Source organism: Pseudomonas sp. GW821-FHT11D10 (assembly GCF_058808435.1).
The window spans coordinates 110,556-129,215 of record NZ_JBXARR010000010.1 but is presented as its reverse complement, the minus strand read 5'-3'; the positions used below and the strand labels follow the sequence as shown (position 1 = coordinate 129,215).

The 18,660-nt window shown below is 60.9% G+C and carries 22 protein-coding genes; 13 read left to right on the top strand and 9 right to left on the bottom strand.

Features of this window, described 5'->3' with window-relative positions:
- Positions 1-102: 102 nt before the first annotated feature.
- On the bottom strand, positions 103-909 hold the full coding sequence (locus tag AC1RT4_RS24980; protein ID WP_493088650.1) for a TatD family hydrolase: 807 nt from the start codon (positions 907-909) through the stop codon (positions 103-105).
- Between the two features lie 236 nt (positions 910-1,145).
- Here AC1RT4_RS24980 and AC1RT4_RS24975 point away from each other — a divergent pair, with 236 nt between their 5' ends.
- From AC1RT4_RS24975 to AC1RT4_RS24965, 3 genes are all read left to right on the top strand, one after another.
- Complete coding sequence (locus AC1RT4_RS24975; RefSeq protein ID WP_493088648.1) at positions 1,146-2,567, top strand: MltF family protein; 1,422 nt, start codon at positions 1,146-1,148, stop codon at positions 2,565-2,567.
- A 107-nt stretch (positions 2,568-2,674) separates the two neighbouring features.
- Positions 2,675-3,109: a DoxX family protein gene (locus AC1RT4_RS24970; RefSeq protein WP_007950955.1), complete on the top strand. Its 435-nt coding sequence runs from the start codon at positions 2,675-2,677 to the stop codon at positions 3,107-3,109.
- A gap of 250 nt (positions 3,110-3,359) precedes the next feature.
- Positions 3,360-3,668, top strand: coding sequence for a hypothetical protein (locus tag AC1RT4_RS24965; RefSeq protein ID WP_085607170.1), 309 nt, complete (start codon positions 3,360-3,362; stop codon positions 3,666-3,668).
- A gap of 3 nt (positions 3,669-3,671) precedes the next feature.
- On the opposite strand, the gene greB is transcribed toward AC1RT4_RS24965, so the two are convergent.
- The 3 genes from greB to AC1RT4_RS24950 are packed head-to-tail and all read right to left on the bottom strand — an operon-like array spanning position 3,672 to position 7,391.
- A complete protein-coding gene (gene greB / locus AC1RT4_RS24960) occupies positions 3,672-4,169 on the bottom strand; it encodes a transcription elongation factor GreB (protein WP_039770483.1) in 498 nt (165 codons plus the stop codon).
- Positions 4,170-4,203: 34 nt separating this feature from the next.
- Positions 4,204-6,708: an ABC transporter permease gene (locus AC1RT4_RS24955; protein WP_085647559.1), complete on the bottom strand. Its 2,505-nt coding sequence runs from the start codon at positions 6,706-6,708 to the stop codon at positions 4,204-4,206.
- Entirely contained in the window at positions 6,708-7,391 is a 684-nt protein-coding gene (locus tag AC1RT4_RS24950) for an ABC transporter ATP-binding protein (RefSeq protein WP_007955651.1), read from the bottom strand. Before AC1RT4_RS24950 ends, AC1RT4_RS24955 begins: the two co-directional genes overlap by 1 nt.
- 10 nt (positions 7,392-7,401) lie before the next feature.
- On the opposite strand from AC1RT4_RS24950, the gene AC1RT4_RS24945 reads away from it, so the two are divergent.
- The 3 genes from AC1RT4_RS24945 to AC1RT4_RS24935 all read left to right on the top strand — a co-directional run bounded on the left by AC1RT4_RS24945 (position 7,402) and on the right by AC1RT4_RS24935 (position 9,482).
- Entirely contained in the window at positions 7,402-8,007 is a 606-nt protein-coding gene (locus tag AC1RT4_RS24945; protein ID WP_007955652.1) for an arylesterase, read from the top strand.
- Positions 8,008-8,064: 57 nt separating this feature from the next.
- Positions 8,065-8,358, top strand: coding sequence for a hypothetical protein (locus AC1RT4_RS24940; RefSeq protein ID WP_007955656.1), 294 nt, complete (start codon positions 8,065-8,067; stop codon positions 8,356-8,358).
- Between the two features lie 152 nt (positions 8,359-8,510).
- On the top strand, positions 8,511-9,482 hold the full coding sequence (locus tag AC1RT4_RS24935) for a L,D-transpeptidase family protein (protein WP_493088644.1): 972 nt from the start codon (positions 8,511-8,513) through the stop codon (positions 9,480-9,482).
- Positions 9,483-9,605: 123 nt separating this feature from the next.
- Here the strand turns inward: AC1RT4_RS24935 and oprI are convergent, their stop codons facing one another.
- On the bottom strand, positions 9,606-9,857 hold the full coding sequence (gene oprI, locus AC1RT4_RS24930; RefSeq protein WP_003183784.1) for an outer membrane lipoprotei OprI: 252 nt from the start codon (positions 9,855-9,857) through the stop codon (positions 9,606-9,608).
- 637 nt (positions 9,858-10,494) lie between these two features.
- Here oprI and AC1RT4_RS24925 point away from each other — a divergent pair.
- Positions 10,495-10,776: a GNAT family N-acetyltransferase gene (locus AC1RT4_RS24925; protein ID WP_007955658.1), complete on the top strand. Its 282-nt coding sequence runs from the start codon at positions 10,495-10,497 to the stop codon at positions 10,774-10,776.
- A gap of 68 nt (positions 10,777-10,844) precedes the next feature.
- Here the strand turns inward: AC1RT4_RS24925 and AC1RT4_RS24920 are convergent, their stop codons facing one another.
- Both AC1RT4_RS24920 and AC1RT4_RS24915 read right to left on the bottom strand, forming a co-directional pair.
- On the bottom strand, positions 10,845-11,921 hold the full coding sequence (locus tag AC1RT4_RS24920; protein ID WP_493088642.1) for a 3-deoxy-7-phosphoheptulonate synthase: 1,077 nt from the start codon (positions 11,919-11,921) through the stop codon (positions 10,845-10,847).
- Positions 11,922-12,066: 145 nt separating this feature from the next.
- A complete protein-coding gene (locus tag AC1RT4_RS24915) occupies positions 12,067-12,495 on the bottom strand; it encodes a PilZ domain-containing protein (protein WP_007955677.1) in 429 nt (142 codons plus the stop codon).
- Here AC1RT4_RS24915 and AC1RT4_RS24910 point away from each other — a divergent pair.
- The 5 genes from AC1RT4_RS24910 (at position 12,494) to cysB (ending at position 16,453) form a co-directional block, all read left to right on the top strand.
- Positions 12,494-12,880 (top strand): thioredoxin family protein, encoded by a 387-nt coding sequence (locus AC1RT4_RS24910; RefSeq protein WP_085744977.1) that lies wholly within the window; start codon positions 12,494-12,496, stop codon positions 12,878-12,880. The genes AC1RT4_RS24915 and AC1RT4_RS24910 overlap by 2 nt on opposite strands.
- Positions 12,877-13,833 carry a putative 2-dehydropantoate 2-reductase gene (locus AC1RT4_RS24905; protein WP_493088639.1) on the top strand — a complete coding sequence of 319 codons (957 nt, stop codon included), beginning with the start codon at positions 12,877-12,879 and terminating at the stop codon, positions 13,831-13,833. Before AC1RT4_RS24910 ends, AC1RT4_RS24905 begins: the two co-directional genes overlap by 4 nt.
- 24 nt (positions 13,834-13,857) lie before the next feature.
- A complete protein-coding gene (locus tag AC1RT4_RS24900) occupies positions 13,858-14,763 on the top strand; it encodes a 5'-nucleotidase (RefSeq protein ID WP_007955682.1) in 906 nt (301 codons plus the stop codon).
- A 98-nt stretch (positions 14,764-14,861) separates the two neighbouring features.
- Positions 14,862-15,365, top strand: a complete 504-nt coding sequence (locus AC1RT4_RS24895) for a universal stress protein (RefSeq protein ID WP_007955683.1) — start codon at positions 14,862-14,864, stop codon at positions 15,363-15,365.
- 113 nt (positions 15,366-15,478) lie between these two features.
- On the top strand, positions 15,479-16,453 hold the full coding sequence (gene cysB, locus AC1RT4_RS24890) for an HTH-type transcriptional regulator CysB (RefSeq protein ID WP_007955684.1): 975 nt from the start codon (positions 15,479-15,481) through the stop codon (positions 16,451-16,453).
- An 8-nt stretch (positions 16,454-16,461) separates the two neighbouring features.
- On the opposite strand, the gene AC1RT4_RS24885 is transcribed toward cysB, so the two are convergent.
- Positions 16,462-16,944 (bottom strand): GreA/GreB family elongation factor, encoded by a 483-nt coding sequence (locus AC1RT4_RS24885; RefSeq protein ID WP_085744974.1) that lies wholly within the window; start codon positions 16,942-16,944, stop codon positions 16,462-16,464.
- A gap of 2 nt (positions 16,945-16,946) precedes the next feature.
- Positions 16,947-17,354: a hypothetical protein gene (locus tag AC1RT4_RS24880; protein ID WP_493088634.1), complete on the bottom strand. Its 408-nt coding sequence runs from the start codon at positions 17,352-17,354 to the stop codon at positions 16,947-16,949.
- 124 nt (positions 17,355-17,478) lie between these two features.
- Here AC1RT4_RS24880 and earP point away from each other — a divergent pair, with 124 nt between their 5' ends.
- Positions 17,479-18,621, top strand: a complete 1,143-nt coding sequence (earP, locus tag AC1RT4_RS24875; RefSeq protein ID WP_493088632.1) for an elongation factor P maturation arginine rhamnosyltransferase EarP — start codon at positions 17,479-17,481, stop codon at positions 18,619-18,621.
- Positions 18,622-18,660: the final 39 nt, after the last annotated feature.

The following is an 18,660-nucleotide window of genomic DNA, read 5'->3' as shown; positions in this document are numbered from 1 at the left end:
CTTCTCTGATAGCGGAAACAGTTTTGGCAAGGTGCCATTATTGTGCCGCTACGCAGGTGTCCGGATCTTGATGTGCATCAACAAGTGATGCATTGGCCTCGGCTAGGGCAGGGTAGGTAAACCGTAGAACGCACGCGCGCACGCAGTGGTGTGGGCCGCCAGATCTTCCTCGGTCTCACCTCGATGCAACGCGACTTCACGCAGCACTTCGGTCAGATACGCCGGTTCGTTGCGGCCGTTCTTCGGCTTCGGCCGCAAGGTGCGTGGCAGCAGATACGGCGCATCGCTTTCCAGCATCAGGCGACCGCGTTTGATCTCTTTCACCAGCGGATGCAAATGGGTGCCGCGACGCTCGTCGCAGATCCAGCCGGTGATGCCGATGTGCAGGTCCAGATCGAGGTAACTGAACAACGCCTTCTGCTCGCCGGTGAAGCAATGCACCACGGCGGCGGGCAATCGGTCGCGGAAGTCACGGAGGATTTCCAGCAGGCGCTGGCTCGCATCACGCTCGTGCAGGAACACCGGCAATTGCAGTTCGGCAGCCAGCGCCAGATGTTCTTCGAGGACTTTTTCCTGCTGCGGGCGCGGCGAGAAGTCACGGTTGAAATCCAGCCCGCATTCGCCCACCGCGACCACGTTCGATTCCTTCAGCAGGCTGCGCAGACGCCGCGCGCTATCGACGTTCCAGTCGCTGGCCGAATGCGGGTGAATGCCGGCGGTGGCGAACAGTCGCTGGCCGTCCGGATCCAGTTGCTGGCACAGCTCCAGCGCTTGTTCGCTGCCCTCGACGCTGGTGCCGGTCAGCACCAGTTGGCAGACCCCGGCAGCAAAGGCGCGGTCGAGCACGGCCTGGTGTTTGTCGGCGAAACTGGGGTTGGTCAGGTTGACGCCGATATCGATGAGTTGCATGGTGCTACCTCGGGCCGAAGGCCGGAAAGCATATCAGAGCTGTAGATTTATAAGAAAAGCCAAGAACTACAACGGCTTATGGCTGTCTGTTGAGGCCGCGAGGCAGGCTGGGGTGGCAGAGTTGCCATCACTGTGCCAGTCTCTCGCACTTTATCAGCGCTCCAGGCGCTCTGTTTTCGTCGGTGTTTTGCGACCGCTCAGCGGTAAAAGCGCCCCGTATTCTTTCCGGAGAGTGGATGGTTCGTCCCTCGGTTTTGCTCCTGCTGTGTGGTTCGCTGCTGCTGCCGATGACGGCGGTCGCGCGGCTGCCCGGACCGCTGCAAGCCGTGCCGGCCGCCAAGGTTCGCGACCTGACCGAAATCCGCAGCAGCCGCGTGTTGCGGGTGCTGGTCAACCAGAGCCGCAACAGCTCCGGCGAAGTCCAGGGCCAGGCCATCGGCATCGAATACCACCGGCTGCGCGCCTTTGAGCAATACCTCAATGGCCACGCTCGCGACGGCCAGGAAATCACCCTCAAGATCATCCCCAAAGCCAAGGATCAACTGCTCGGCGCGCTGCAGCGTGGCGAAGGTGATCTTGTTGCGCCGGGTGAACTGCTTGAGTTGCAACCGGGCTACGCGGTTGCCAGCAGCGAGCCGATCGCCAGCAACGTGCCGCTGGTGCTGGTCGGCATCAAGGGTGAAAAACGCTACACCAAGGTCGAGCAACTGGCCGGCAAAACCCTGGCGCTGCCCACCGGCAGTGCGGCGGGGGAGGCGGTCAGTCAGCTCAACCAGAAGCTGGCGCTGCACAAACTGGCGCCGATCAAGATCGAATGGGTCGATCCGACGCTGGCGGTCGAGGACGTACTGGAGATGGTCCAGGGCGGGATCTTCCATCTGACCATCGTCGAGCAACCGATTGCCGAGCGGTGGGGCAAGATCCTGCCCAAGCTGCGTTTCGACCGTCAGGTGATGATCAGCGAACCGGGCGAGGAATACTGGTTCGTGCGCCGTGATGCGTCGATGTTGCGGGCCAGCATCGACCGCTTCCTGACCGGCTACAAAAAACCGTCGAACGAAGATGCGGCGTTCCTGCGGATCTACCGCCGTCTCTATCAGGTGCACTATCCGTTGGCCAAGGCTGACCGTCAGCGCCTGGAAAAACTGCGCCCGACCCTGCAGAAACACGCCGAAGCGCAGAACATGGACTGGCTCAACCTGGCGGCGCTGGCCTTCAAGGAATCGGCGCTGCAGCCCAACGCGCGCAGCGGCAGCGGTCCGACCGGGTTGATGCAGATCACGCCGTCCGCCGCGCAGCGGGTCGGCGTCAACAATATCCAGAATCTCGATGCGAATGTGCAGGCCGGTGCCAAGTACCTGGCGATGATCCGCCGCAAGTTCTTCAACAGCCCCAAGCTCAACGAACGCGAGCGCATGGCGTTCACCCTGGCGGCCTACAACATCGGCCCGGAGCGGGTGCAGGGCATGCGTGCAGAAGCCCGGCGTCGCGGCCTGAATCCCAACCAGTGGTTCTTCCAGGTCGAGCGCATTGCCATGGAGCAGGTGGGAATGGGGGCCGTCAGCTATGTTAATAGCGTGAACAAGTATTACTTGGCGTTCGACCGGGAGCGGGAGTCGTTGGAGCCCCGGGGGCAGAAAGTGGTCTCACGCAAATGATCTAATAAGTTGATTGTTATGGCGGAATTTTTGCGCTTTTAACATGAAATTAACTGATTAATATAGCGGCCAACCAACAAGCACTTCTGACAACAAGGAAACGCAACATGAGCTCTCTGATCAACAAGGTTCTGTTCACCCGCGCCGGCTACGGTCTGACCATTCTGCGCATTGCCGTCGGCGTGATCTTCGCCGCCCACGGCTCGCAGAAACTCTTCGGCCTGTTCGGTGGCTATGGCCTGGCGGGCACTGCGCAATACATGGAAAGCATCGGCCTGACCCCGGGTTACCTGATGGCCACCCTGGCCGGCGGTACCGAGTTCTTCGCCGGTCTGGCGCTGATCATCGGCCTGCTGGTTCGCCCGGCGGCACTGGGTCTGACCTTCCTGTCGCTGGTGGCGATCTTCACCGTGCACATCAGCAACGGTCTGTTCATGGCCAACAACGGTTACGAGTTCGCTCTGGCCCTGCTCGGCGGCAGCCTCGCGGTGCTGATCGAAGGCGCCGGCAAGCTCTCGGTGGATCGCGCCATCGCCGGTTGAACGCTCTGGCTCAAGCAAAAGGCCCGCATTGCGCGGGCCTTTTTTGTTGCGGCTGATTCTTGACACTGGCTGGTCACGTTCTCTAGGATGCCGCTCATGCGCCGATTTAAACAGCTACTTGCGGGGCGCCAGGTGACTATTCTTCAGTTGCCGTCAGAAGCCGGAACAGGGCTTCGAAATACCGCTAAAGCGCTGGTTCGGTGTTGCCTCTCACCTGCCATGCAGACTTTTGAGGCAGAGACACGACACGATGAATGCACTACGCCCTCCAGCACGTCCCGCGCCGATCACGGCACACATCACCCAGCGCAATCCGAAAATCCTGCTTGGCGGCAAACATCAGCCGACGCTGTTGCGTTATCTCGATGGCTGGCCACGCCGTAGCGGCGGTCCTGCCGCCTTCCTGATCCAGTTCGTTGAAGACGGTGAGTCGCTGGCGCGTTTTGCCGATGACAGTTTCGATCTGGCCGTCATTCAGGCCCCGAGCCTTGAAGAGGCGCCGGAAATGATTCGCCAACTGACCCGCGTCGCACGCCAGGGCCTGATCACCCGGCGCTGAGCGTCAGGGATATTCGATCGCCACGATGTAGACGAACTGTTCACCGGTCGGCGTCTGTACCCGCACCTCAGCATCCAGCGCCTTGCCGATCAGGGCGCGGGCCAGCGGTGAGTCGATGCTGATCAGGCCGAGTTTCAGGTCCAGTTCGTCCGGGCCGACGATCCGGTAGCGCGACTGTTTGCCGTCCTCGTCTTCGATGGTCACCCAGGCGCCGAAGTAGACCTTGTTCGGGTCGCTCGGTTTTTCACTGACCACTTTCAACGCCTCAAGGCGTTTGGTGAGAAAGCGCACGCGGCTGTCGATCTCGCGCAGCATTTTCTTGCCGTAGGTGTACTCGGCATTTTCCGAACGATCACCCTGAGCCGCCGCTTCGCTGACCGATTGCGTCACCTGCGGGCGGCGCACGTGCCAAAGCTCATGGAATTCGGCGCGCATCCGCGCTTCACCTTCAGGGGTGATCAGCGCGGTGCCGGCGGTGCGGGGAGGGCGATAACGGCTCATGGCAACTTCTTTAGATGGAGACGGCTGGAGTCTATCAACCCTCGCGCAACACTGTCAGCGGGCTGGCGTTGAGCGCACGCCGCGTGCCGAACACGCCGGCGCCGCCAATCAGCGCCGCGCCGATCAACGGCAACAGCAGCAACCACGGATGGGGATGCCACGGCAGGTCGAAGGCGAAGCGATACAGCACCAGACTTACCACTTCCGAACCGATCGCCGCGAGCAACCCGCTGACCGCGCCGAGCAAGCCGAACTCGATCCGTCGTGCCTTGATCAACAACTGCCGCTCGGCACCCAGCGCGCGCAACAGCGCCCCTTGGCGAATGCGTTCATCCAGCGTTGCCTGCAACCCGGAAAACAGCACCGCCATTCCCGCCGCCAACACAAACAACAACACATACTCCACCGCCAGGGTGACCTGGGCGAGGATGCTGCGCAGCTGTTCGAGCAAGGCTTCGACCTGCAGGATGGTCACCGCCGGGAACGCTCGCGACAGCTCGACAATCTGCTGATCGTGACCGGGTGCCAGATAGAAGCTGGTCAGATAAGTCGCCGGCAGATCCTTCAGGGTGCCGGGCTGGAAGATCATGAAGAAGTTCGGCTGGAAGTTGTCCCAGTTGATCTCCCGCAGGCTGGTGACCTTCGCTTCACGATTGACCCCGCCCACGCTGAATACCATGTGATCGCCCAGCTTGAGCTTGAGGCTTTCGGCCACCTTGCCTTCCACCGAAACGCCCGGAACGTCATCCGAAGGTTGCCCGGTCCACCACGAACCGGCGGTGATCTTGTTGCCCGCCGGCAGATCGGCCGCCCAGGTCAGGCTCAGGTCGCGCTGGATTGCGCGGTCGCCGGCCGAGTCCTTGCTGACGATCTGCTGCACGGCTTCGCCATTGATGCTGATCAGCCTTCCCGGCACCACCGGATACAGCGGCGCGGCCTGGGCCGAGACGTTGATCAGGTGATCGGTGAAGGCTTGTTTGTCGGCCGGCAGGATGTTCAGGGCGAAATAGTTGGGGGCGTTTTTCGGCAACTGGTTCTGCCAGGTGTCGAGCAGTTCACCTCGCAGCAAGGCGATCAACGCCATGGACAGCAGAATCAGCCCGAAAGCCAATGACTGGCCGGCTGCCGCCAATGGGTGGCGCAACAACTGACCCAGCCCGAGACGCCACGGCAGGGAGGCGCGGGCGAGCAGGCGACGCAGGCTTTGCAGCAGCAACAGCAACAAACCGCCGAGCACCAGCGCGGCGACCACACCGCCGCCGAGCAGGGCGAACGTCAGCAGCAGGTCGAGGCTCAGTCGCCACATGATCAACCCGAGCGCGCCGAGTGCCGCGCCGTAGACCATCCAAGTGCTCGATGGAATCGGCAGCATGTCCCGCCGCAAAACCCGCAACGGCGGCACGCGGCCCAATGCGGCGAGCGGTGGCAGGGCGAAACCCGCCAGTGCCACCAGCCCGGTGCCGATTCCGGCCAGCGCCGGCAGCAAGCCACCCGGCGGTACGTCGGTCGGCAGCAGATCATGCAGCAGCGCAAACAATCCCAACTGTGCGAGCCAGCCGAGCAGGGCGCCGCTGAGGCTGGCGAGCAGGCCGAGCACCGTCAGTTGCAGACTGAACAGCACCAGGGTTTCCCGGCGCGACAGGCCCAGGCAACGGAGCAGGGCGCTGGCATCGAAACGGCGGCTGGCAAAGCGGTTGGCCGATAGCGCCACCGCGACACCGGCCAGAAGCACGGCGACCAGACTGGCCATGTTCAGATAACGTTCGGCCTTGCCCAGTGCGCCGCCGATTTGTCGGTTGCCGTCGCGGGCATCCTGAATCCGCTGGTTGGCGGCGAGGCCCGGTTTGATCAGTTGGCGATAGGTTTCCAGCGCTTGCGGCTCACCGCGCCACAGTTCGCGGTAGCTCACCCGGCTACCGGGTTGCACCACGCCGGTCGCAGCGAGGTCGTCGAGGTTGATCAGCACCCGTGGCGTCAGGCTGTAGAAGTTGCCGGCGCGATCCGGTTCGTAAGTCAGCACTCGAGTCAGTTTCAGCGTCTTCATGCCGACGTCGATGCTATCGCCGATCTTCAGGTCCAGCGCTGTCAGCAGGCGCGCTTCGACCCAGGCTTCACCGGGCTGCGGCTCGCCACCGGCTTCCTCTGTCGCGTAGGGAGCGGGGGCGCTTTTCAGTTCGCCGCGCAGCGGATAGGCGCGGTCGACGGCTTTGATACTGGAGAGCTGAATGCCGTTGTCCGTGGCGATGACGCTGGAAAACTCCACCACCTGCGCATGATCCAGACGCAGCTCGGTGCCGCTCCTGATCTGTTCCGGGCGAGCCGGCGAGCTGCCTTCGAGCGACAGGTCGGCGCCGAGAAATTCGGTAGCGCGCAGCATCATTGCGCCGTTTAGGCGGGCGCCGAAATAGCCGATCGCGGTACTCGCCGCCACCGCCACGACCAAGGCGAAAAACAGCACCCGCAGTTCACCGGCGCGGGCATCGCGCATCAGTTGGCGCAGGGCGAGACTGAACAGACGCAACAGCGGCAGACGTGCCATCAAGGCTCCAGAGGGGCGACCAACAGGCCGGCTTCAAGACGGATCAGGCGCCGGCAACGATGGGCCAGGCGTTCGTCGTGGGTCACCAGCACCAGGGTGGTGCCGCGTTCCTTGTTCAATTCGAACAGCAAGTCGCTGATGCGCTCGCCGGTGTGGCTGTCGAGGTTACCGGTGGGTTCGTCGGCGAACAGCACGTCCGGCTCGGCGGCGAACGCCCGGGCAATCGCCACGCGCTGTTGTTCGCCACCGGAGAGTTGGCGCGGCGAGTGAGTCAGGCGCTGGCCGAGGCCGACCCGTTGCAGCAGTTCGGTGGCGCGGCTTCGCGCGTCTTTGCGGCCGTCGAGCTCCAGCGGCAGCATGACGTTTTCCAGTGCGTTGAGGCTGTCGAGCAGCTGGAAAGATTGAAAGACGAAACCCACGTGTTCGGCGCGAATGCGCGCGCGCTGGTCTTCGTCAAGATTGCTCAGGCCTTGACCGGCGAGCGTCACTTCGCCGCTGCTTGGCAGATCGAGGCCGGCGAGCAGACCGAGCAGGGTGGATTTGCCGGAACCGGACGCGCCGACGATGGCCAGGCTGTCGCCCTTGTTCAGTTCCAGGCTGAGTTCGTGCAGGATGGTCAGTTCACCTTCCGCGCTGGGAACCACTTTGCTAAGGTTCTTCGCGGTGAGAATGCTTGCGCCCATGGAGAATCCGATGCGTGTGTGGTTTTTGAGTGCTGGCCTGGCCTTGATGTGCATGGCCCAGAACGCAGCGGCGGGTACAGTCCTGATCGTTGGCGATAGTATCAGCGCCGGTTTCGGACTGGATACCCGGCTGGGGTGGGTGTCGTTGCTCGAACAGCGGCTCAAGACCGAAGGTTTTGACGACAAAGTGGTCAATGCGTCCATCAGTGGCGACACCAGTGCCGGAGGCCAGGCGCGGCTGCCGGCGCTGCTTGCAGAGCACAAACCGGAACTGGTGATCCTCGAATTGGGCGGCAACGATGGCCTGCGCGGAATGCCGCCGACGCAATTGCAACAAAATCTTGCTTCGATGATCGACAGCTCCCGTCAAAGCGGTGCCAAGGTGCTGTTGCTCGGCATGCAATTGCCGCCCAATTACGGCAAGCGCTACACCGATGCCTTTGCCGAGGTCTACGGCAAACTCGCCGAGGAGAAAAAAATCCCGCTGGTCCCGTTTTTCCTCGACGGTGTGGGCGGGCATCCGGACTTGATGCAGGCCGACGGTCTGCACCCGGCGGCCGGGGCTCAGGGCAAGTTGCTGGAAAATGTCTGGCCGACGCTAAAACCGCTGCTATGAGGCTTTTCTAGCGGCAGGCTTTCGGCTAATGTGGCGCCCCCTAATTTGGAGCCCCCGATGCCGCGTTCTGCCTGGTCCCTGTTTGCCTACCAACTGATCGAGCCTGACGAACAGCTGGATCTGTTCGCCTGCCAGGAAGTGCGAGTGCATCTGGTGACCCGTCAACTGGAGCTCGGTGGTTCGGCGGACCGCACCCTGTGCGGCAGTCTTCTGCCGGCGCAACCGCGCTGGTCGAGCGTGGATCGCCGGGTGTTCCAGGATCAGCGCCTGTGCTCGCTGTGTCGGGCGATCCTCGAATCGCAGAAGCGCGGCACCTCGCCGATCTGGCCCGAGTTGCGTTTCGAGCTCTAAGCGCAACCGTTCTTTTGAATGCAGTTTGGGCGAGCGGCAGCTTCAATCATGAAGAGTGATGCCAGCCCATCGGCGCATCTCCCCGAATTCTCTGGGCGCGGTGTACAATCGCGTTCTTATTACCCTTGTCGATCTTGCGAAGGATTCTCCGGATGTTGCCGCGTTTTCCTGCCGTCACCCGCTGCCTGTCTCTTGCCGCCCTGTGTGTGGCCGGTCCCGTTGCCGCACTGGAGTTTCCACTGCCACCGCCTGGTGAGGACATCATCGGCCAGGTGCAGGTGATCAAGGCCAAGTACGAAGACACCTTTGCCGATCTGGGCACCACCTACGATCTGGGCTATTCGGAAATGGTCGCGGCCAACCCGGGCGTCGATGCCTGGCTGCCGGGCGCTGGCACCGAAATCGTTCTGCCGACCCGCTTCATCCTGCCGCCGGGCCCGCGTGAAGGCATCGTGATCAACCTGGCCGAATACCGTCTCTACTATTTCCCGAAAGGCCGGAACGTGGTGTACACCTTCCCGCTGGGTATCGGTCGTGAAGGCTGGGGCTCGCCGATCGCGCACACCACGATCACCGCCAAGACGCCGAATCCGACCTGGACGCCGCCGGCCTCGATCAAGGCCGAACACGCCGCCGACGGTGATCCGCTGCCGAACGTGGTGCCGGCCGGTCCTGACAACCCGCTGGGGCCGTTCAAGTTCACCCTGGGCACGCCGGGCTACCTGATCCACGGTTCGAACAAGAAGTTCGGTATCGGCATGCGCACCAGCCACGGCTGCTTCCGCATGTTCAACAACAACGTGCTGGAAATGGCCGGCATGGTACCGGTGGGGACTTCGGTGCGAATCCTCAACGACGCCTACAAGTTCGGTCGCAGTGGCGGCAAAATCTACCTGGAAGCGCACACGCCGATCGACGACAAGGGTAACCCGTCGGTGGTCGACAAGCACACCGCCGTGATCAACGCGATGCTCAAGCGTGAAGACATCACCAACAACCTGCGCATGGACTGGGATGTGGTGCGTGATGTGGTGGCGGCCGAAGATGGCCTGCCAACCGAAATCGGCACACCGAACACCTCGGCGCCGATGGTCTCCAGCACACCGATCGACCTGCAGCAATAAGCTGAAAGACAGAACCCGCCGAGGCTTGCGCAGCGGCGGGTTTTTTGTTGCCCGCAGAAAACTGCAGGCACAAAAAAGCCGACCCAAAAAATGGGTCGGCTTGATAACAATCCCGAAGGACTATTACTTGCGGCTAGCTTTTTCCAGCATGCGCAGAGCACGCTCGTTAGCTTCGTCAGCAGTCTGTTGTGCTTTTTGAGCAGCAGCCAGAGCTTCATCAGCTTTACGGTAAGCTTCGTCTGCACGAGCCTGGGAGCGAGCAGCTGCGTCTTCAGTAGCGGTCAGACGTGCTTCGGTTTCTTTCGATGCGCTGCTGCAACCGGTAGCCAGAACTGCGGCCAGAGCCAGAGCAGAGAATTTCAGAACGTTGTTCATCGTGTTCCCCTTCAAGGACTTTCAATTAAGTGGCTGTCTCCTCCGATTGAGGAAATAGCCGGCGTACATACTACCCATTACTTGTAGTAAGTAAACTGACGTGAGGCAAGAAGCAAAAAAAATTGTAGGCGTTGATTCTTTTTCGAGCAACTTTTAACTGCGCTGTATAAAAAATATCCAGCTGTAAGCCGCGAGATGAGCGAGTTAATGAGAAAAAGTTCCCGTTGCTGCGCGCTGTTTTGCAGGTAGTGGCTAAAGTCTGCCTATATGGATTCGTCCACACTTTTGTTGCGAATTTGCGCAGCGCCTCGCATATCTTTGTCCATGTTGAGGTGACTTTAAAACAGGGGGCTCGTCTTAAGTCTCAACATCCGGCGATGTTCAGCCTTTCGGCTCGGGAAGATCGTCTCCCGAACCGGCCCTGAGTCCACCGGAACTGCCCCGTCAATCTGCATGATGACGAGCGTACCTTGAGCATTTTCGCCAATGGTGCCTACTATTTGATACGTGCTCGGGTTGCGCGAGATCGGTGCAGTTCTTCTCGGTGTCCATCAGGCACGGGGTGGCGTAGATGTTCCTTCGCCGGGAAAACATCGGTAAGGTAGGGGTCAGAATTCGAGACCCGCGAGGAGTAGTGATGAGCGAGGCGTTGTCCATCCACCATGACCAGGCTGGTCATCAGTTCGAGACCAATGTGGACGGTCATCGTGCCTACCTGACCTATATGGATCTGGGGAAACAGACCCTGGATATCTACCGCACCTTCGTGCCCAACGCCTTGCGTGGCCGAGGCATCGCGGCAGCCCTGACCGAACGGGCGTTGCAGTACGCCGATGAAATGGGCTACACGGTCATTCCATCGTGCTCCTACGTGGAGCGCTACATGGAGCGTCATCAGCGGCGCACCGCCAAGATCTGACTGACCTCACCGCACACACAAAAACGCCGGGCAATGCCCGGCGTTTTTTTATGCCTGCGAAACGGCTGTCAGCTGCGCTGACGTTTCGGCAGGACATCCTTGAGCTTGGAGTGCATGCTGCGCAAGGTGTTTTCGGTAGCGGACCAGTCGATGCAGGCATCGGTGATCGACACGCCGTATTGCAGGTCGGCGAGGTCTTTGGGGATCGCCTGGCAGCCCCAGTTCAGGTGACTCTCGACCATCAGGCCGATGATCGACTGGTTGCCCTCGAGGATCTGGTTGGCGACGTTCTCCATCACCAGCGGTTGCAGGGCCGGATCCTTGTTGGAGTTGGCGTGGCTGCAATCGACCATGATGTTCGGCTTGATCTTGGCCTTGTTCAGCGCCTGTTCGCACAGGGCGACGCTGACCGAATCGTAGTTCGGCTTGCCGTTGCCGCCGCGCAGTACCACGTGACCGTAGGCGTTGCCTTTAGTGGTGACGATCGACACGCCACCTTCCTGGTTGATACCCAGGAAACGGTGCGGGCTGGAGACCGACTGCAAGGCGTTGATCGCCACGGTCAGGCCGCCATCGGTGCCGTTCTTGAAGCCGACCGCCGAGGACAGGCCGGAAGCCATCTCGCGGTGGGTCTGGGATTCGGTGGTCCGTGCGCCGATGGCCGACCAGCTGATCAGGTCCTGCAGATACTGCGGGGAGATCGGGTCGAGGGCTTCGGTAGCGGTCGGCAGGCCTTTCTCGGCCAGGTCCAGCAGCAACTGGCGACCAATGTGCAGACCGTCCTGGATCTTGAACGAGTCATCCAGGTACGGGTCGTTGATCAGGCCTTTCCAGCCGACGGTGGTCCGTGGCTTTTCGAAATACACGCGCATGACCAGATACAGGGTGTCCGAGACTTCTGCCGCCAGCACCTTCAGGCGATCGGCATATTCGTGGGCAGCCTTGATGTCGTGGATCGAGCAGGGGCCGATCACCACGAACAGACGATGGTCGGTGCCATCGAGAATGTTGCGGATGACCTCGCGACCCTTGGTGACGGTGCGCAGGGCAGCGTCGCTCAGAGGGATATCACGCTTGAGCTGATCGGGAGTGATCAGGGTCTCGTTGGAAGCGACGTTCAGGTCGTTGATCGGTAAATCAGCCATCGTTTACTCGTCAGGTCACGGGTGCCGGCCGCCAGCGATCCCCGCGCGGCGGAGCACAGCGGATTTAAGCGCGTCGGGGAGCCGAACCTTATCGCGTTAGACGCCTGCTAGACAATGGGCAAGTAACTGTTCAGTCCAGCTCTGGTTACGCAAAAGCCTTGCGAACGCTGTCGTGGGAGAACTCTTCGGCGTGTTGCTCGACCCATTGCAGGGCTCGCGCCTGGATATCCTGCAGATCATCGTGGGCATCGTTGATTCGGCAATAGCGCTCGATCTGACACACCTGCTCACCCATTCGCGCGCTGAACAGCGTCTGCTCATCCGTGAACGCAATGCCCACCAGATAACCTTTTTTACGACGCAGGCACCAGGCCACATAGCCCGGATAGGCGAAATCGGCATTGATGGTCGGCATGCGCACTTGCAGCGCGGTGCCATGGCGCCAGGCACGGTGGTAATTGCAAGCGATGCCGCCGAGGCTGATAGTGTGCAGCCGTTGACGCGAAATACACTCCGGTGTGAGCAAGGTCAATTCAACGGGCACATCATCCGGATGAGGAATAAACCGTCCCATGAGCACAGACTCCCTGTGTCGGCCATTTGACATTGTTTCCCCCAGTATAGTGGTCGAATCGCAGCTGACCGATTTTGACGCCGACCAACGGCTGCTGGCGATGAACGGCGTTTCGCTGGTGATCTTTACCAGCGTCGGCTGCGCCAGTTGCCGCTATGCCCGCGAAGTGTTGCCGGGGCTCGATCTGGCCGTCGATCGCGTGTGCTGGATCGATGCCGGCGACAATGGCGGACTGGTCGAGCGTTATCAGGTCTTTCATTTGCCGGCGCTGTTTGTGGTGCGCGACGGCGAGTTCTTTGGGGCAGTGCACACGCGCCTGAATGTCGATGAGCTGAACGCAGCCGTGGCGCAGGCGCTGGGTCGAATTGCAGAGGAGTTGCCGTGATGGGAGCAGTGAACAAACCGGTGGTGGGGATTATCGGCACCGGCGCCATCGGAGGGTTTTACGGGGTGATGCTGGCCCGGGCCGGGTTCGACGTGCACTTTTTGTTGCGCAGTGAATTTTCCGCGGTCGCCGAGCGCGGCTTGCAGGTGGACAGCGCCGTGCATGGCGCATTGACGCTGAATCCGGTGCAGGCTTATTCGTCGGCAGAAGACATGCCGCCCTGCGACTGGCTGCTGGTCGGCGCCAAGACCACCAGCAATGCCGGATTGGCACCGTCGATCATCCAGGCGGCGAAACCTGATGCGAAAGTGCTGGTGCTGCAAAACGGCCTCGACGTCGAAGACAGCTTGCGGGCGTTGCTGCCCGATTCCCTGCATCTGCTGGGCGGTTTGTGCCTGATCTGCGTCCACCGCGAAGGGCCGGGGCAGATCACCCACCAGGCGCTGGGAGCGGTGAACGTCGGTTATCACAGCGGCCCGGCACCGGATGACGCGGGGCGCATGGCAATCGTCGAGGAGGGCGCCAGCCTGTTCCGCGCCGCCGGTCTCGATTCGCAGGCGATGCCGAACCTGCATCAGGCGCGCTGGCAGAAACTGGTGTGGAACATTCCCTACAACGGGCTTTCGGTGTTGCTCGGTGCCAGCACCACGCCGTTGATGGCCGACACTGACAGCCGAGCATTGATTCAGGCGCTGATGGCCGAAGTGGTGCAGGGCGCCAAGGCCTGCGGTCACGACATGCCGCCCGGTTACGCCGAATACCTGTTCATGATGACCGAGAAAATGCCCGACTATTGGCCGAGCATGTACCACGACTTTTTGCACAAGCGACCGCTGGAACTCGAGGCGATCTACGCTCGTCCTTTGGCGGCGGCGAAAGCGGCAGGCTGCGAATTGCCGCGAATCGAATCGTTGTACCGCACATTGAGCTTTATCGACCGGCGTAACGTTTAAACCGGTCGCACTTGGGGGAAAGGCATGGCCAAGAACATCGATGACAAGCTGGTGCTGGCGATCTCGTCCCGTGCCCTGTTCGACCTGAGCGAAAGCCACAAGGTGTATGAGTCGAGTGGCGTCGAAGCCTACCGGCAATATCAGATCGATCACGAAGACGAAATTCTCGCGCCGGGCGATGCCTTTCCGCTGGTGGAAAAACTCCTCAACCTGAACAGTCGCCTCGGTCGCGCCCGGGTCGAGGTGATTCTGGTGTCGCGCAACAGTGCCGACACCGGCCTTCGCGTCTTCAACTCCATTGGTCATTACGGCCTGGCGATCTCCCGCGCGGCGTTCGTCGGCGGGCGCAGTCCTTATCCGTACCTGAAGGCTTTTGGTTGCGACCTGTTTCTTTCTACTCACGCTGAGGACGTGCGCGCCGCACTGGATGCCGGTTTCGCAGCGGCGACCATTCTGTCCGGCGGCGCCAGCCGTGCGGCCAGCGATGAATTGCGCATCGCCTTCGACGGTGACGCGGTGCTGTTTTCCGACGAATCGGAGCGGGTCTATCAATCCGGTGGCCTCGAAGCCTTCCAGGCCAAGGAGCGTGAATCCGCTCGCGAACCGTTGCGCGGCGGGCCGTTCAAGGGCTTTCTGGCGGCGCTCAATCTGTTGCAGCGCGAGTTCTCCGATGAGGAGTGCCCGATCCGCACCGCCCTGGTCACCGCGCGCTCGGCTCCGGCCCACGAGCGGGTGATCCGCACACTGCGCGAGTGGGACATTCGTCTGGACGAATCGCTGTTTCTCGGTGGCCTGACCAAATCGGCGTTCCTCGAAGCCTTCGCCGCCGACGTGTTTTTCGACGATCAGGCCGGTCACTGCGAGCTGGCCCGGGAAGTCGTGGCGACCGGTCACGTGCCCCACGGCATCAGCAACGAACCGGCGGTCTAAAGCCCACGTGGTTCAAGACGTTGCGTCGCACGTCGTACTCGCCAAGGCACTGCTAAGCTGAATCAAATCTCCGCCATGTTGGCACGCGAGGAGGTCATATGATTCGTTCGATGCTGTATGCCACTGACCTCGGTCTGTACGCACCGTTAGTGATGCAGCATGCCCTGGCAATGGCGCGAACGTTCAATGCCGATCTGTACGTGGTGCACGCGGTGGAACCCATGGGGCTGTTTGCCGAATCGGTGTTGCAGAGCTATCTCGACGAACAGGCGTTGAACGAATTTCACAGTCAGGGTCTGAAAACCGTCATCGCCAATATCGAGCAGCGGGTGCTCGACAGTTTTCGTGAAGAACTGGGGGACGAGGGCGAGCAGGATCTGCAGCGGATACGCGCGGTGCGGGTGCTGCAGGGCGATCCGTCACAGGTGATTCTCGATCAGGTGCAGAAACTCTCTGTCGATTTGCTGATCGTAGGAAGTCACAGCCACGGGGTCGGGGCGGAAACACCTTTGGGGCGAACGGCAGCCCGGCTGCTGCAATTGTCCAAGGTGCCGGTTTATCTGGTGCCGCTGGTGGAGCGTCGGCGTCGGGAGGATCGCTGAAGCAGGAATAATGGCACTTTGATAAAAAAGTTCTAGATTTATTCTTCAAACCATTAATATAGTTATATACCGTCGCTGATGCCCGTGGCGTCTACCTGCTTTGAGGGATTCATATGAAGCTTCAACAATTGCGCTACATCTGGGAAGTGGCGCACCACGACCTCAACGTTTCCGCTACAGCCCAAAGCCTCTACACCTCGCAACCGGGCATCAGTAAACAGATCCGCCTGCTGGAAGACGAACTGGGCGTTGAAGTGTTCGCCCGCAGCGGCAAGCACCTGACCCGCGTCACTCCGGCCGGCGAGCGCATCATCACCACCGCCGGTGAGATTCTGCGCAAGGTCGAAAGCATCAAGCAGATCGCCCAGGAATTCTCCAATGAGAAGAAAGGCACCCTGTCGATCGCCACCACCCACACCCAGGCGCGTTATGCACTGCCGCCGGTGATCAGCAACTTCATCAAGCAATACCCTGACGTAGCGCTGCACATGCACCAGGGTTCGCCGATGCAGATTGCCGAAATGGCCGCTGACGGCACCGTCGATTTCGCCATCGCCACCGAAGCGCTGGAGCTGTTCGGCGATCTGGTGATGATGCCGTGCTACCGCTGGAACCGTTGCGTGGTCGTGCCTCAGGGCCACCCGCTGACCAAACTGCCGAAGCTGACCCTCGAAGCGCTGGCCGAATACCCGATCGTGACTTACGTGTTCGGTTTCACCGGCCGTTCGAAACTCGACGAAGCCTTCAGCCATCGCGGCCTGACGCCGAAAGTGGTGTTCACCGCGGCCGACGCCGACGTGATCAAAACCTACGTGCGTCTGGGCCTGGGTGTTGGCATCGTGGCGAAAATGGCGGTCGACACCAAGCTGGATAACGATCTGGTGGTGCTCGATGCCAGCGAACTGTTCGAGTCCAGCGTGACCAAGATCGGTTTCCGTCGCGGCACCTTCCTGCGTGGTTTCATGTGCGACTTCATCGAGAAGTTCGCGCCGCACCTGACCCGCGAAGTCATGGCCAAGGCCATTCAGTGCCACAACAAGCAGGAACTGGAAGAGCTGTTCGAAGGCGTCGAACTGCCGGTTCACTAAGCCCCTGTCTACAGCACCTCGGTGACAGCAAACTGTTGCCGGGTGCCCGCCACCAGAATCTCCACCTCGTCACCTTCGAACTTGCCCAGCAAGCTTTTGCCCAGCGGCGAGCGCGGGGTGATGACGGTAATCGGCTGACCCACCACGTCGACTTTCAGGCCCGCCGCATCCGGCGCCAGAAACAGCCATTGTTCGCGACCCTTTTCGTCTTCCAGACCGAGCAGGGCGCCGATTTCAATCCCCCGCTGATCGTCATACGCGCGCAGCGTCAGGTTCTGGCACAGCGCCAGTGACTGACGAATTTCCTCGACCCGTTTTGCCTGGCCCGCCGCCAGGTACGACGCCTCGAGTCCCAGGGTGTCGTACTTGTTTTCGGCGATGTTCTCTTCGTGGGTCGCGGTTTCGTAAGCGGTTTGCGCCGCGCGTTCGGCGATGTCGAGATCGACGCGCAGCTTGTCGAGAATCAGTTGATGAACGATTTGTTTATTCATGATCAATCGCAGAATTGCAGGACGTTGGCGCGGCTCTTTTCGCTCGGGGCCGTCTGATCCTGTTGCAGCCAGAACTGGCATTTGGGGTTCGACAGATTACGTGTGCTGCCACGGGCCTGATCCAGGCGTGCCTGTTGCTCGTTTTTGCGCAGGTTTTCTTCGTACTGCTCGAACAACGGACTCTGCGGCGGAATGTCCGGCACCGCTCGCACGGTGGGTGGATTGGCCAGTTGCTGTACGGCCTGGGCAACCGGCGCCAATTGTTCATTGAAGAAAAAGCGTGAAGCGAGCCAGCACGTCAGCGCAATGGCCAGGAAACCCAGCCACAGACCCAGGGCAATGCTGCCGGTCAATTGCAGCGCGCTAAGCTGAACAGGCAAGGGGCGACGCGGGTTGGGACGATAGGGCATGGCTGCCTCCTGGCGGATGAATGCGGGCGAGTGGCGATTGTCGCACGAAGATTAATTGCCGTCGGCTCTTCTGCATGGAGACATTTATGCGGACAATCGGCCCTTTTGCCAACGGGAGTCTTGAATGCCGGAACTGAATACCCGCTGGGATATCTTTTGCACGGTCGTCGATAACTACGGTGACATCGGCGTGACCTGGCGCCTGGCCCGGCAACTGGTCAGCGAGCAGGCAATCGCGGTGCGGCTGTGGGTCGATGACCTGCGCGCCTTCGAACGCATCTGCCCCGAAGTAGACATCGGCCTCGATCAACAATGGCAGCAGGGCGTCGAAGTCCGGCACTGGCCAGCCGAGTGGCAGGAAGCGGAGGCGGCCGACGTGGTGATCGCCGCGTTTGCCTGTCAGTTGCCGAGTGTCTACATGGACGCCATGGCCGCACGGGGAAAGCCGCCGTTGTGGATGAACCTCGACTACCTCAGTGCCGAAGACTGGGTGGTCGGTTGCCACGGGTTGCCGTCGGTGAAGTACAAGTCGGTGCAGAAGTACTTTTTCTTTCCAGGGTTCCAGCCGGGCACCGGCGGCTTGTTGCGTGAAAGCGGTTTGCTGGAGCGGCGTCAGCAATTTCAGCAGGATCCCGAGGCGCAGCGACAATTCCTGCGTGGTCTGGGAATTGTTCCTGCGTCCGATGCGCAGTTGATTTCGCTGTTTGCCTACGAGAATGCCGGACTCGCCAGCTGGCTGGATGTGCTCGCCGCTGACTCGACGCCCACTCATCTGTTGGTGCCGGAAGGGCGGATTATCGGCGATGTCGCTCGTTGGCTTGGAGTGGAATCGCTGACGGTTGGCGCGACGCATGTTCGTCAGTCGCTGACCGTGCAGGTGCTGCCGTTCGTCCGTCAGGATCAATACGATCAATTGCTCTGGTGCTGCGATTTCAACGCGGTGCGCGGCGAGGACTCGTTTGTCCGGGCGCAATGGGCGGGGCGGCCGATGCTGTGGCACATCTATCAGCAGGACGAAGACATCCATCTGGACAAGCTCGACGCCTTCCTTGCGCTCTACACAAAACGCCTTTCGCCCGCTGCCGCCGAGGCGATGAACGGTCTCTGGCGTGCCTGGAGTGCCGGGCAGCCTATCGGCGACCACTGGCTCGAGGCCCGCAAACACTGGCTCGAACTGCAGGAAAATGCCCGCGCGTGGTGTCTGGAACAGGCCTTGCAGGCGGATCTTGCGACGGCGCTGGTACAGTTTTACCGAAATTGGATATGATACGCGGCCTAGATTTTTGTAAATCCCATCCAAATTCGG